Origin of the sequence: Methylobacterium bullatum (genome assembly GCF_014845095.1) — a bacterium.
GTDB lineage: Bacteria > Pseudomonadota > Alphaproteobacteria > Rhizobiales > Beijerinckiaceae > Methylobacterium > Methylobacterium bullatum.
On sequence record NZ_NKUG01000064.1, the window covers coordinates 38,381 to 51,394 of the forward strand.

11 protein-coding genes and 1 tRNA gene are annotated in these 13,014 nt (G+C 63.8%); 2 read left to right on the plus strand and 10 right to left on the minus strand.

Translation table 11 applies throughout. The features are described from left to right. Window positions 1–46: 46 nt before the first annotated feature. The 7 genes from MBTS_RS09600 to MBTS_RS09630 form a co-directional block, all read right to left on the minus strand. A complete protein-coding gene (locus tag MBTS_RS09600; RefSeq protein ID WP_192215502.1) occupies window positions 47–802 on the minus strand; it encodes a hypothetical protein in 756 nt (251 codons plus the stop codon). A 257-nt stretch (window positions 803–1,059) separates the two neighbouring features. Next, entirely contained in the window at window positions 1,060–1,920 is an 861-nt protein-coding gene (locus tag MBTS_RS09605) for a transglutaminase-like domain-containing protein (protein WP_192215503.1), read from the minus strand. Window positions 1,921–2,069: 149 nt separating this feature from the next. Beyond that, entirely contained in the window at window positions 2,070–2,663 is a 594-nt protein-coding gene (locus tag MBTS_RS09610) for a LutC/YkgG family protein (RefSeq protein ID WP_192215504.1), read from the minus strand. 163 nt (window positions 2,664–2,826) lie between these two features. Then, a complete protein-coding gene (locus tag MBTS_RS09615) occupies window positions 2,827–4,416 on the minus strand; it encodes a lactate utilization protein B (protein WP_056144566.1) in 1,590 nt (529 codons plus the stop codon). Continuing rightward, window positions 4,413–5,156 carry a (Fe-S)-binding protein gene (locus MBTS_RS09620; protein ID WP_018042973.1) on the minus strand — a complete coding sequence of 248 codons (744 nt, stop codon included), beginning with the start codon at window positions 5,154–5,156 and terminating at the stop codon, window positions 4,413–4,415. The genes MBTS_RS09615 and MBTS_RS09620 overlap by 4 nt, the downstream gene beginning before the upstream one ends. A 93-nt stretch (window positions 5,157–5,249) precedes the next feature. Then, window positions 5,250–7,010: a ubiquinone-dependent pyruvate dehydrogenase gene (gene poxB, locus MBTS_RS09625; RefSeq protein WP_192215505.1), complete on the minus strand. Its 1,761-nt coding sequence runs from the start codon at window positions 7,008–7,010 to the stop codon at window positions 5,250–5,252. 81 nt (window positions 7,011–7,091) lie between these two features. Next, a complete protein-coding gene (locus tag MBTS_RS09630) occupies window positions 7,092–7,691 on the minus strand; it encodes a cysteine hydrolase family protein (protein WP_056144559.1) in 600 nt (199 codons plus the stop codon). 298 nt (window positions 7,692–7,989) lie between these two features. On the opposite strand from MBTS_RS09630, the gene MBTS_RS09635 reads away from it, so the two are divergent. Beyond that, window positions 7,990–8,280 carry a GCG_CRPN prefix-to-repeats domain-containing protein gene (locus MBTS_RS09635; protein WP_056157678.1) on the plus strand — a complete coding sequence of 97 codons (291 nt, stop codon included), beginning with the start codon at window positions 7,990–7,992 and terminating at the stop codon, window positions 8,278–8,280. A 185-nt stretch (window positions 8,281–8,465) separates the two neighbouring features. Here the strand turns inward: MBTS_RS09635 and MBTS_RS09640 are convergent. The 3 genes from MBTS_RS09640 to argC form a co-directional block, all read right to left on the minus strand. Next, window positions 8,466–8,542: transfer RNA gene (locus MBTS_RS09640), tRNA-Arg, on the minus strand. Window positions 8,543–9,258: 716 nt separating this feature from the next. After that, the gene (locus tag MBTS_RS09645) at window positions 9,259–9,792 is read right to left on the minus strand and encodes a Ros/MucR family transcriptional regulator (protein WP_056158029.1); all 534 of its coding nucleotides are present in this window, start codon (window positions 9,790–9,792) and stop codon (window positions 9,259–9,261) included. 1,433 nt (window positions 9,793–11,225) lie between these two features. Then, window positions 11,226–12,161 (minus strand): N-acetyl-gamma-glutamyl-phosphate reductase, encoded by a 936-nt coding sequence (argC, locus tag MBTS_RS09650; protein ID WP_056144549.1) that lies wholly within the window; start codon window positions 12,159–12,161, stop codon window positions 11,226–11,228. A gap of 217 nt (window positions 12,162–12,378) precedes the next feature. Here argC and MBTS_RS09655 point away from each other — a divergent pair, with 217 nt between their 5' ends. Beyond that, complete coding sequence (locus MBTS_RS09655; RefSeq protein ID WP_192215506.1) at window positions 12,379–12,906, plus strand: DUF5872 domain-containing protein; 528 nt, start codon at window positions 12,379–12,381, stop codon at window positions 12,904–12,906. The last annotated feature ends 108 nt before the right edge of the window (window positions 12,907–13,014 follow it).

Consider the following 13,014-nt stretch of genomic DNA (forward strand, 5'->3'; position numbering starts at 1 on the left):
TCGCGAAAACCATGCGTCGCGAAAATCGAGCCACCCGGCAGGGTGGTTATCCCACCTCTCGCCTTGGGCTGAAAAGACCGAGGTCTCTAAAGATCTGCGCCTCGAGGACGGCGCGAAGGACGAGGCCGAACAGGGAGAACGGGAGAATCAGAATTTCCGTGAGGATCGAGGGCGGCGTCCCTGCCCTACCCACTGGCTGATCGCTGGAGGCGAAGACCAGAACGCCCAGAAGGAGCGCGAGCGCCACGAGCGGGAGGGCCACGCGAAAGCCGATGTAGAAGATGGTCCAGACCTGACCGACCGTGGCCCGAAACGCGGCCTGCGGCGTGACCTCCAATCCCTCGATCGCGAGGGTGGGTCCGACGGTGAAGAGACGGCTTGTCAGCCAGATGGTGAGGACGAAAGCGGGAATCATCAGGAGACCGAGCGCAGCCATGGGAAGGATCGCCACCCGCGCCCACAGGATGCCGATGAGAAACCATCCGAGGTGATAGGCGATAAGATCCTTCCGCCGCATCGCCTCGTTCAGCAGGGTCTGGGCGCTCTCCGGCCGCAAGCCGAGGACATGACGATAGATCGCCATCGTGTAAGGGACGAGGAGGATGGTGACGGCGATCTCGATGAGAGCGGCCGTCAGTGATCCGCTCGAGTTTTTCGAACCGCTCATACGGGCGGTGAGGAGCGACTGAACGATCATGGCGAGGGTGACGAGCCCCGTCTCGCGCCACAGGGAAGTGACCGCGCGAAACGCATCGCGGTAGGCCGCGAATGTGGATCCGCGCGTCTGAAGAGGGGCTGCCATCGTGCCTCGTTCCCTACCGTCGTGCGCATGGGAAAAGCCGATCTATAGCCGGCCGAACCATCGTTCGACTGAAAAAAGCGAGGGTGATCCCCTTCAATCCAGTATCAGGCATGGGAGGGGGGCAAGGCTTAGCGTCCGGCGGGATGTGTCGGCTCGATGTCGACCCCACATGACATCGCAGCCGAATATCGCGCGTGCCTCCTTCCAGATGAACCGGACCAGGATCACAGGATGCCGTCATCCTGTGATCCTGTCGTTCAGGCCGCGCCCGCATGCGGGGCCGGCAACTCCGTCGAGATCGCGTCCACCGTGCGCTGGGGCGGGCTGCCGAGGCCGTCGGAGCGGGCGATGCGGATCTGCTGGTTGACCGGCTGCATGTTGCCGTAGGGCGTCGAGAACGCGATCTCGGCCGCATCCCGGCCGACGCCGATGCGCACCAGCCCGTCGAGATCGGCCTGACGGGTGGCGTCGAACAGCCACCAGCGGCCGTCGAGATAGGCCTCGAACACTGCGTGGAAGTCGCTCGGCACAAGGCCGTGGGCGTAGCAGCTCACGAAGCGGGCGGGGATGCCCAGGGCCCGGCAGAAGGCCGTTCCGATGTGAGCGAAATCGCGGCACACGCCGGCGCGCTTGAGCAGGCTCTCGTCGGCGGTGGTCTCACCGTCGCTGGTGCCGGGCTGATAGGTCAGGTGATCGTGGATCCAATTGCAGATCGCGTTGACGCGCTGATGTCCCTTGGGGTGCGCCCCGAACTCGGCCTGCGCGAAGGGCGTCAGCCGGTCGGAGGAGACGAAGCGGCTCGGCAGCAGGAAGGGAAGGATGTCGAGGGGAAGCTGCGAGATCGGCGTCTCGTTGATCGTGGCCGGATCGGCCCGGTGGACGGTGAGTTCGACCTCGGCGTTGTATTCCAACGAGAACTGGCCGGCGGGGACGTTCACGCCGAGATAGCGGTTCTGCAGGTCGGGCGAGATGTAGATTTCCCGCTTCAGGTCCGGCTTGAGCGTCAGCGTCTCGCTCAGAATCTCGAGGCTCTTCAAACGAGCCACTTGGATATTGAAGATGAAGGTCGTGTCCGAGAGTATGTTATAAGACAGACTGCAACCGAGCGTGTAGCGCATGGACGTTCCTTCCTCCGTTAGGGATGTCCTAGCAAGGATTACGCCCGTCGTGGCGACAAGGATCCTGCGGGAAAGGCCGAGTTCTGCCGTTTCCCGGGGGCAGTGCCAGGGGAGGCGCAGCCCACCCGTCGCCCCTTGAGGCCGACCTGTCAGGCGCGGGGGAGCAGGATCACCGTGAGCGAGCGCACGCCCTGCGCGCCGTGGATCAGAACGCCCTCGATATCGGCGGTGGCCGACGGACCGGTATGGAGCACGGCATAGGCGGCGCGGCCGAAATCCGGCCGGCGATAGGCCGCCTGGATGTTGACCAGGATGTCGGCGGGATCGAGCAGCACGACGAGGTGCTGGGCGAGATAGGCCACCGCGTTCACCTTCAACTCGTCCTGTGTGAACAGCACGGACCCTGTCTCGGCCACGCCGAACACGGCGCGGACGACGGCGACGTCGACATCGGCGAGATCAGCGGGCAACGCCACGCGGGAGAGATCGCGGTTGCCGGCGATCTCCGGCACCGCCGAGGCGATCACCGCGCTGTCGTCCAGCCGCTCGCGCACGGCGGAGAAGGGGTCCTCACCCGGAGCCGGCGCCGCGATGCGCCCGCCCATGCGCTTCAGGCGCTCGCCGAACTCCGCCACGAGATCGTCACCGACAAGCGGCTCGAAGTCCGGGATGTCCGGCAGGGGATGGTCGCCGGCGGGGCGGTTCTTACGGATGCGGGCCAGGGTGTCGTCGCGGGAGTTCATCGGCCGACACTCCAACGACGATCACTCGGCCATAGGGCGTCTCTCAGGACGTGGCTCCTCTGGATACTCCCCCTCACCTTCGGCTGCCGCCTCGGCGCGCTCCCCGACGAGGGGGAGGCGCGCCTCGGCCGGAGTGAGCCGTGGAGCACGACATTCGGCCCGCTCACGCGTCCGTCTCCGGCTTCTTGTCCATCCGGTTCTGCTTGTACCAGCTGTGGAAGCTCTGGCGCGGGCTGTCGGGCATCTCGCGTCCCTTCCCCCAGGTGTTGAGCGGGTTGTAGACCGCAAAGCGCGGCAGCGCCCTGAGGGCGGAATCAGCGGCACCGATGGCGGCGCGGTAGGTGGCGGGCCGGCTCAGCACCTGCCCCGCCGCCTTCATCATGCCCTGCTTCAGGAGCGGGATCTGATGCTCCTCCGCCAGGACCTTGCGCCAGGCGAAGATCTGCTCGTGAATGTTGATCTTCACCGGGCAGACATTGGTGCAGCTGCCGTTCATGGTCGAGGAGAACGGCAGGGTCGAGTATTTCCGCTTGTTGAAGGTCGGGTCGATGATGAGGCCGATCGGGCCGGAATAGGTCGCACCGTAGGAAAGGCCGCCGCTGCGCCGGTAGACCGGGCAGGTGTTCATGCAGGCGCCGCAGCGTATGCATTTGAGCGAGGTCCAGAATTCCTCCATGCCGAGCCGCTCGGAGCGGCCGTTATCGACCAGCACGTAGTGCATTTCGCTGCCCTCGCGGGGCGCGCGGAAATGCGAGGTGTACTGGGTGATCGGCGAGCCGAGGGCCGAGCGTGCGAGCAGGCGCAGGAACACGCCCAGATGTTCGATGCGCGGGATCAGCTTCTCGATGCCGATGGAATGGATCTGAAGCTTCGGCACGTTGCCCGAGAGGTCGGCATTGCCCTCGTTGGTGCAGGTCACCACCGTGCCGGTCTCGGCAATGGCGAAGTTGCAGCCGGTCATGCCTGCATCCGCCTCCAGGATGAGGGGTCGCGTATGCATGCGCTGGCTCTCGGCCAGGTAATGGGCGTCGTCGTTCTCCGGGTCGGTGCCCATGGTCTTGGCGAAGACGGCGGCCACGTCGAACCGGGTCTTGTGCACCGCCGGCACCACCACGTGGCTCGGCTCCTCGTTGTCGAGCTGCTGGATGCGCTCGCCGAGATCGGTCTCGATCACCTCGATGCCCGTGCCGGCCATGTAGTGCCGGAAACCGCATTCCTCGGTGAGCATCGACTTCGACTTGATCAACGACTTGGCGCCGTGATCCTTCAGGATGCCGTGGACGATACGGTTGTGCTCGGCCCCGTCCGCCGCCCAATGGACATGGACTCCGTTGGCCTTCGCATTTGCCTCGAATTCTTCGAGATACCGATCGAGATTCGACAGGGTGTGCGCCTTGATCTGCGAGGCGAGGTCGCGCAGCTCCTCCCATTCCGGAATCCCGAACGCGGCCGTGTCGCGCTTCTTGCGAAGATCCCACAGGCGTTCGTCATGGGCCTTCTGGTGAAGTGGGGCCGCAAGGAAGCGCTCGGCGGCCTCGGCCTGATCGATCGGCCGGTTACCACGAATTTTTGCGCCGCGCGGTTGCGCTTCGCGCACCGCCTTCGCTTTGGGCTCCGCTCCGATCGGCCTCGTGGTCGCTTCGGCATGGTCGAGGCGGCGGCCATCCTGGCCGCGCTCGCTCTCGTCGCCGGCCTTGGCGACGTCCGGATGGATCATACGGTCGCGGGGACCGCTCTCCTCATGCGCGCTCATGCCGAGACTCCGTTGAGGATGCGGGCGATATGGATGAACTTGAGCGGCACGCCGATCCGGGCGGCGCAGCCCTTCTGGTGCATCATGCAGGATGAGTCGGAAGAGACGACGTATTCGGCCCCGGCACGGCTGTGGTCGCTGACCTTGTCGTAGCCCATCTTGGCGGACACGGCCGGCTCGAACACGCTGAACGTGCCGCCGAATCCGCAGCATTCGTCCGGCCGTGCCGGTGTGACGATCTCGATCCCCTTCACCTTGGACAGGAGATCGAGGGGCTTCGAATAGGCCGGCTTGTTGAGCTCGGAAGGCCGCGCGTGATGGATGCCGCGCAGGGCGTTGCAGTTCGAATGGTAGCCGACCTTGTGTGGGAACTCCGCCCAGGGGAAGGCATCGACCTTCAGCACGTCGTGCAGAAACTCCACCAGTTCGAAGGTCTTGGCACGGACGTCCTTCACCTCGTCCGTCTGCGGGATCGCGGTGAGATGCTCGCGCACCTGATGCACGCAGGAGCCGGACGGGGCGACGATGTAGTCGAACGGGGCGAAGTTCCTGACGAAGAGCGCCTCCGTCGCCGCAGCCTCGGCATGGCAACCGGTATTGGTCATCGGCTGGCCGCAGCAGGTCTGGTCGAAAGGATAGGCCACGTCGAGGCCGAAGCGTTCCAGCAATTCCAGCGTCGCGATGCCGACTTCAGGCTCGAAAGCATCGACGTAGCACGGCACGAACAGTCCGATGCGCATGGAAACCGGTCTTCTCTCCTGGGATGCGGCCGCCGTTCAACCCGTCGGCCGCATCACCGTTCAGTTTGGATACGTTCAAAGATAGAGCGTGGTCTACCGGATGATGTTGGTCTTGGCGAGATCGAGAACCGAATCTCCGCGGCCACTCATCACCGCACGCAGCACGTAGAGGCTGAACCCCTTCACCTGCTGTCCGTCGATCTTCGGGGGGATCGAGAGTTCCTGGCGGTTGACCACCACGTCGAGGACGGCCGGTCCGTCATGAGCGAGCACATCCCGGACCGCGCCCTCCAGTTCGGCCGGATCCTCCACCCGAACCGCGTGAAGGCCGACGGCCCGGGCCATGGCGGCGAAGTCCGGATTCTCGAGGGCGACACCGGTCTCGAGATAGCCAGCGGCCTTCATCTCCATCTCGACGAAGCCGAGGGAGCCGTTGTTGTAGATCACGACCTTCAACGGTAGCTTCTCCTGCCGCAGGGTCAGCAGATCGCCCATCAGCATGGTGAATCCGCCGTCGCCCGAGAGGGCCACGACCTGCCGGCCGGGACAGGCCGCCTGTGCGCCGATGCCCTGCGCCATGGCATTGGCCATGGAACCATGCACCCACGAACCGAGGAGACGGCGCTTGCCGTTCATCTTCAGGTAGCGAGCGGCCCAGATCGTCGGTGTGCCGACATCCGCCGTGAAGACGGCGTCGTCCGCCGCCGCCTCGCTGACGAGCTTGGTGAGGTATTGCGGATGGATCGGGGACTTGGCCGATTTCAATCCGAACCAGCCCTTGGTCGGCGCCCCGGTGGCGAGATCGTCGAGGTCTTCGCGGGCCTTGGCGTAATGTTTCAGGCTGGCATCGAGCCAGGCCCGGTCGGACTTGACGCCGAGCTTCGGCAGGAGCGCCGCGATCGTGTCGCGCACGTCGCCGACCAGGCCGAGATCGAGCTTCGTGCGCCGGCCGAGCTGGTTCGGCCGCAGATCGATCTGCGCCACCTTGGCATGGGCCGGATAGAACTGCTTGTAGGGAAAATCGGTGCCCAGCATCAGCAGCGTGTCGCAGTCGCGCATCGCCGCGTAGCCGGACGAGAAGCCGATGAGGCCGGTCATGCCGACATCGAAGGGGTTGTCGTATTCCACATATTCCTTGCCGCCGAGGGCATGGACGATGGGGCTCTTCAGGGCCTCGGCGAGTTGCAGCAGTTCGGCATGGGCGCCGGCGCAACCCCGGCCGCAGAGCAACGTGATTTTCGACGAGCCGTCGAGCAGTTCGGCGAGCGCATCGAGCTCGGCATCGGCGGGGCGGATAACGGGTTTGGTCGGCAGCAGGCCGGCATTGGGCGCGATGGCCCGGGCCGGCGCATCCTTCAACGCCACGTCGCCGGGGATGATCACCACGGCGACACCGCGCTCACCCACCGCGGCGCGGATGGCGTTCTCGAGGACGAACGGCAGCTGCGAGGGATCGGACACGAGTTCGCAATAATGGCTGCACTGCGCGAACAGGGCCTTCGGGTCCGTCTCCTGGAAGTAGCCGGAGCCGATCTCGGCCGAGGGGATATGCGCGGCGATGGCCAGGACCGGCGTCCGGGTCCGGTGACAATCGAACAACCCGTTGACGAGATGGACATGGCCGGGGCCGCAGGAACCGGCGCAGACCGCCAGCTCTCCCGTGAGTTGGCTTTCCGCGCCCGCCGCGAAGGCTCCGACCTCCTCGTGGCGTACATGCACCCAGTCGATGACGCCCCGCGCCCGGATCGACTCCGTGATGGCGTTGAGGCTGTCGCCGACGACACCGTAGATCCGCCGCACACCCACCTGCTGCAAGGTTTCGACGACGAGATCCGCGACGATGTCGATCTTCATGGGTTCAACTCCTGCTTCAGAAGCCGAACGATGATGCGCCGCACACGTTCCCGTCCGGCGGATACGAGGCGCCGGGACGGGTCAATCCGCGATGTCGCCGACACCCGGAGCGATCACGGCAAAGAGATCGCCGAGGGTGGCGAGGCTCGCGGCCTGCAGAGCGCTCGCGCTCACCACCAAACCATCGGGGCCGGGCAAGGCACGGGTGGCCGTGGTGGACGCCACAACCGTAGGGCTGAAGCCGAGGTTGAAGGCGCCGCGCGCCGTCGAGTTGATGCACATATGCGTCATGAATCCGGCGAGCAGCACCGACTGTACGCCGGATTCCTCGAGATGGTTCTGCAGGTTCGTGCCGACGAAGGCGTTGGGGTAATTCTTGACGATGACCGTCTCGCCGGATTGCGGCGCCACCTCGTCGCTGATCCGCCCGATGGCGGTGGAGATGTCATAGGGCGAGCCCTGCCCGGCGTCGTGCTGGATGTGGACAATGGGGATGCCGGCCTCCCTGGCACGGTCGAGGAGTTCGCGCGCGGCGCGGATGGCGGGCTCCACCTGCTCCAGCCGCATGATTCCCTCGCGGTAGGTGTTCTGCAGGTCGATCATGATCAGGGCGGAGGCGCGCAATCGGGCCGGCGCCGGGCTCAGGCCCGAGACGTCGCGAAGGGTCTTGAGGTCTGGCATGGCGAGGTTCCGATCTGTCGAAGGCATGGTGGGCGTAAGAACGCGGCGGGGGAGGAGACCCCATCCACGGTCGACGTCAATCCCATCCGTCACGGCGGGGGCGCCCGCACCCGGTCGGAGCGTAAGGCTCGCGTTCGCGCCTTTCTCAATCACGAAATCGCGCGTTCAAGCACCGGGTCGCCATCGGTTGATCCAGGCAGCGAAAATGTCAGAATTTGTTCAGCGATCGGGTGTCTTGATGCAGCACGCCCCGAGGTGAAGCTGTGGTCCCGAGGGGATGCGATCCGGAGTTGATGTCATGAAACACGTGAAGACTTTCGGCCTCATCGGCGCCGTCATCGGTGGCCTGACGATGGCTGCAGCGAGCACGACGACAGCCCAGGCCGCCGGCGGCTGCGGCTACGGTTTTTATCCGTCCGCGTTCGGATGCCGGGCCACATCCCGTGCGTACGGCTACTACGCGCCTCGTCCGGTGCCTGTCTACGGCTATGGCTACGGCTATAGGCCCCGTCCGTATTACCGGCCTTACGCCTATGGCCCCGTCCCCTATGCCTACGCCCCCCGACCCTACGTGCGGTTCGGCTACTGAGCGGTGAAGGGCTATGCTCCCGGCCGGGCCGGGAGCATCCTTGCCCACGGGCGAGGCCCGGGGTGCATCCATGACGATCCACAAGGCGCTTCCGAGCCAATCGGAGGCGCCTTCTTCATGTCCTGAGAGGAAGCGGAGACCGAGGTGACCGGATCAGCCTCGCGTCATCACCACGAAGGTGTGCGTGGCGACCCCGGTTGGGCTCGAACCAACGACCTGCCGCTTAGAAGGCGGCTGCTCTATCCAGCTGAGCTACGGAGTCGGGGTGCCGCGCCCCGTCTAGCACCGCCCTCCCCACCTGTCATTAGCCTCGGGCGAACCCTGGCTTCACACGGCGAGAGCCTGCTGGAGGAAGCGACGACGTGCGTTCGGTCGCCTCGGCGGGGGCCGGTCTGGGATCCCGCAGCCTCAGCGACCTCGGGACCGGGCTAGGCATGCCGCGCAGGCCTTCCGCTTATCGTCGGCTCTGCCTGGGCAAGCTCGCGCAGCGGAAGTCTCGTGAGAGACGGTCGGACAGGAGGTCCGCTATGGAGCTGCAAAGCTATAGGCGGCCACAGACGGTGTGTCTTCGGCCGGGGGAACTCATCGACGGGACTCGTAATCGACCTCGCCAAGGCGGCGGGTGCCCTCCGAGGCCGTGACCGAGACTACAAAATCGAACGCCCCGACAGCGCGGCCTCCTTGCCAGAGGTCCCGAACCCGCATCGCCGAACTTCCGGCAGACCTCTCAGCAGCAGCGCCGGCCCTCCCCGGCCTCAGCGAGGAGACTCATGGTACAAGTCCAAACCGGTAGTCGATAGTGAAGCTGCCATGCATCTTACGATGACCGATCGTCAGCTCTCACCACAGTCGCACATACATTCAGCAAAGCTGTCCAGTCATGAGTAAGCCCACTCCCGGCATCGCGCTGGGAGTGGGCATTCTTGTCACCGATTGGATACATCCGACGTCGCCCAAACAGGCGCCGTCGGACGGGCATCAGGCCGCCTGCTTCTTGCGGGGGCCACGGCGCTTCTTTTCGGGCGGGGCGGCGACGGCCTCCTCCTCCGGCTCGCTCACGACCTCCTCGGGCGCAGCCTTGGATACGGGGGATACGGTCTTGCGGCGCTGCTGACCGAGACCAAGGGCGCGAGCCAATTCTGAACGCTGTTCGGAATAGGCAGCCGACGTCATCGGGTAGTCCGGCTGCAGGCCCCATTTGGCCCGATACTGTTCGGGGGTCAGACCGCGGAGTGTGAGGTGCCGCCGAAGCGTCTTGTACTGCTTGCCGTCCTCGAAGCTGACCAAGTAATCCGGCGTCACGGAGCGGCGGATTTCCTGTGGCGTCGCCTTCGGCGGGCCGGTCTCAGCGGCAGGTGCGCTGCTCGTGCTCACCGAGCGGATGGCCTCGTGCACATCGCTGAGGAGCTTAGGCAGTTCGGCGCTCTGGACGTGATTGTTGCTCACATACGCGGAGACGATATCCGCGGCCAAGGTGATGAGACGGGCTGAGTCGGTGTCGGATTCACTCATGATATTCGCGCCATCGCTTCGCTATGTTGATACTGTACGCTAGCCTATGCTCCGTTCGCGCGTGTAGCAAGATGTTATTGAAAGAAATCCACTGGTTTACGGATCAATCGTTCAAATATTTCGCGTGTTCGCCGTCTGCGAGCCCCACATCCTTGGTTGCGCATACGTTTGGAGGGTGAAGCGAACAGAATTTACCGAGTGTTCTGCCGCATTAGAGCGTCACGGAAGCCTGCTCAACATAGGGTCCAGCGAAGGACGGCATGAAGAACTTTGCCACCGGCGCGAGGCATCGGTAAAAACGGTCTCAACCAATCATTGCAGATTTTTCGGCTTCGGAAGCCTAGGCGGTCGAGCCTGGCGTTCATGCCAGTCGATCCCAACTGCGGATATGTTTGACAACGGTCCTTGGGCGGACACCGTGCGGTCGCCAGCCGCGATCGTCGCTCTCTCTTTGGCGGTACTTCCGTTCAAGTGTCCGTCAGAACGCTCCCCTTCCAACACTTGCCGGTCTACGAACGAGTCGGCCACATAACGCTTGGCAGCCCTCGAATCGCGATCATCGTGATCTATGCCAGCAGATTGCACGGAGTCTGCGATGATGTGTACTCTCATGAAGTCGTATGTATGCTCTCCCTCTAATGTTTTAAGCTGAGGCGCCGGATGGCGCGGCAGGTGTGTTTGTATCTCTTTCGCCGGAAATCGTCTCCGCCACCGGACAAACGATCATCTTGTCACAGGACGGAGCAAGGCCAATCGGCCACGGTCAGAGAATCGCCAGGGGATCCCGCTTCTCTTGTCAAAAGTGAATGAACCGCCTCTCTCACAACGTCATCGAGCATCGATCCCTAACTTGATCGATCATAAACAGTTCCTCGGCTGCGCATTTAAACCGTATTTTTAGACAATAAAATCGATCGGTCTTGCTAGCTTCGATGGCGAATCTTGCAAAATAATTCGGTCGTCACTGGTCTCTCGGCACCAGAAAGCCGGTCTGTGACTGGAGGCGACGGTGGGCAGCCTCGCTGGAACGCGATCGACAGGCGTTAGCGGTGCCCCAATAGGCTGGCACCGATGCAATTCGGGCGCGCGGAGATGGCGGGGACTGGGCGCCCGCAGGAATAGCTCGGCGCGAGTCGGGAAACGGCTTCCGCGATGGGCGGAAGACATTGCTGTGCCTCTTCTGGATAATTGGATCGTGCTTTCCCGGTGCGCGACCGGTTGCATGCTACGGGCTGATCCCCGCGCAGACCCTCGATGATGGTGCTGAACGACCCAGTGGCGGTCGTGATCCCGGCCCCTGGAATCGCGACGTGCCGTCGTCGCGCGAGGTCATCATCGCGAGGGGCGGGAACGTAGCGATCGGGCGGATTGAGGCATGTCCGGCACCGAGGACATGACGTTATTCGACCTCTTCCCCAATCCGCGTCGCGATATCAATCCAGACCGAGCATGAGGCCGATATTCTGCACGGCGGCGCCCGATGCGCCTTTGCCGAGATTGTCGAGCCGGGCCACGAGCAACGCATGAGCATGGTCAGGCGTACCATAAACCCGTAATTCGAGGTGATCGCTGTCGTTCAGAGCTTCGGCGTACGGCTTATCGTCCGGGTTGGTCCGAACCACGGTCACCATCGTGCTTCCGGCGTAATGCGCAGTGAGGGCCGCTTGCAGCGCAGCAGCATCCGGATTCCCCGGCAGAGTATCGAGGTGGAGCGGGATACTCACCAGCATGCCCTGGCGGAAGTTTCCCACGGACGGGATGAAGATCGGCCGCCGGGTCAGGCCGCCATAGACCTGCAGTTCCGGCAGGTGCTTGTGAGCAAAGCCGAGACCATAGAGCTGAAAAGCCGGTGCCTCTCCGGCCTCATATGCCTCGATCATGTTCTTGCCGCCGCCGCTATAGCCGCTGACCGCGTTGACGCTGATCGGCGTATCGGGCGGCAGCAATCCAGCATCGACCAGTGGCCGCACGAGAGCGATGGCACCGGTGGGATAGCAGCCGGGATTCGCGACGCGCCGCGCCTCGCGGATCACTTGTGCCTGACCGGCATTCAATTCGGCAAAACCGTAAGCCCAGCCAGGGCTGACGCGATGGGCGGTGCTCGCATCCAGGATGCGGGGTCCGCCATTGGGCAGGCCATCGGCCAAGGCCACCGTTTCCTTCGCCGCATCGTCGGGCAGGCAGAGAACGACGAGATCCACATCCGCCAGAAGGGCGCGTTTGACTGCTATGTCCTTGCGGCTCTCGTGCGGGATGCTCTTCAGGGAAACACGGCCCTCGCGCTCCAGGCGTTCGCGAATGCCAAGGCCGGTGGTGCCGGCCTCCCCATCGATGAACACTGTAGGCTTTGCCACTGCGCTCTCACTCATTCCAAAAGTCCCGTTCGTCTCGCCTGGGATGGGAGCCGCCCTGCGCGTTCGCGGGGTGGAGGCTGCGGCCTCTCAAGTCAACATCGCGGTTTTACGACGTTTCCGGCTGCGCCGCCTGTATCGTGTTGCTTTTTCACGGATTGATGACACGCCGTCCACCGGGAACCGGCCCCCTCGGTGCAGGTTGATCGCACGGAAACAAGCATAGGCTCGAACGATGGCGGCCAGCGCTGAAAAGACCGACCCTAAACTATGGGACAGGATCAAGTCCGAGGTGACCGCTTCCGACAAGGGAGGCAAGGCTGGGCAATGGTCGGCCCGCAAGGCCCAGGCGGCAACGAAGGCTTATAAGGAGGCCGGAGGCGGCTACAAGGGCAAGAAATCCGACGAGAACAGCCTGACGCAATGGTCGAACGAGGAATGGGATACGAAATCCGGCAAGCCCAGCGGTAAGACCGGGGAGCGCTATCTTCCAAAGAAGGCACGCTCATCCTTGTCGAAGGACGAGTATGACCGCTCCACGAGAAAGAAGCGCGCGGACACCAAGGACGGCAAGCAGTTCTCCAATCAGCCAAAGGATGTGGCCGAGAAATCCGCGGCCGCCAGGAAGGCCGGGACCAAGCAAGGAAGGGCGTCCGGCGGCCCAACGAAGGCGGATCTGATGCGGAAGGCCAAGTCCGCGAACATTCGTGGCCGGTCAACTATGTCGAAGGACGAGCTCGAAAAGGCGCTCCATGCCGCGTGACCTGTCTCTTATACAACTCTGACGCTGCCGACGAATAGCGAGGTGCAGGTGTCGGTGGTTCGGGGACGGTTAATGCAAATAAGCATACACATGATTGGACGTGCAGCG

Excerpts from the sequence above, each read along its gene's own strand:
- MBTS_RS09600 (WP_192215502.1), bottom strand. The coding sequence starts at position 802 with ATGGCAGCCCCTCTTCAGACGCGCGGATCCACATTCGCGGCCTACCGC.
- MBTS_RS09605 (WP_192215503.1), bottom strand. The coding sequence starts at position 1,920 with ATGCGCTACACGCTCGGTTGCAGTCTGTCTTATAACATACTCTCGGAC.
- MBTS_RS09610 (WP_192215504.1), bottom strand. The coding sequence starts at position 2,663 with ATGAACTCCCGCGACGACACCCTGGCCCGCATCCGTAAGAACCGCCCC.
- MBTS_RS09615 (WP_056144566.1), bottom strand. The coding sequence starts at position 4,416 with ATGAGCGCGCATGAGGAGAGCGGTCCCCGCGACCGTATGATCCATCCG.
- MBTS_RS09620 (WP_018042973.1), bottom strand. The coding sequence starts at position 5,156 with ATGCGCATCGGACTGTTCGTGCCGTGCTACGTCGATGCTTTCGAGCCT.
- poxB (WP_192215505.1), bottom strand. The coding sequence starts at position 7,010 with ATGAAGATCGACATCGTCGCGGATCTCGTCGTCGAAACCTTGCAGCAG.
- MBTS_RS09630 (WP_056144559.1), bottom strand. The coding sequence starts at position 7,691 with ATGCCAGACCTCAAGACCCTTCGCGACGTCTCGGGCCTGAGCCCGGCG.
- MBTS_RS09635 (WP_056157678.1), top strand. The coding sequence starts at position 7,990 with ATGAAACACGTGAAGACTTTCGGCCTCATCGGCGCCGTCATCGGTGGC.
- MBTS_RS09645 (WP_056158029.1), bottom strand. The coding sequence starts at position 9,792 with ATGAGTGAATCCGACACCGACTCAGCCCGTCTCATCACCTTGGCCGCG.
- argC (WP_056144549.1), bottom strand. The coding sequence starts at position 12,161 with ATGAGTGAGAGCGCAGTGGCAAAGCCTACAGTGTTCATCGATGGGGAG.
- MBTS_RS09655 (WP_192215506.1), top strand. The coding sequence starts at position 12,379 with ATGGCGGCCAGCGCTGAAAAGACCGACCCTAAACTATGGGACAGGATC.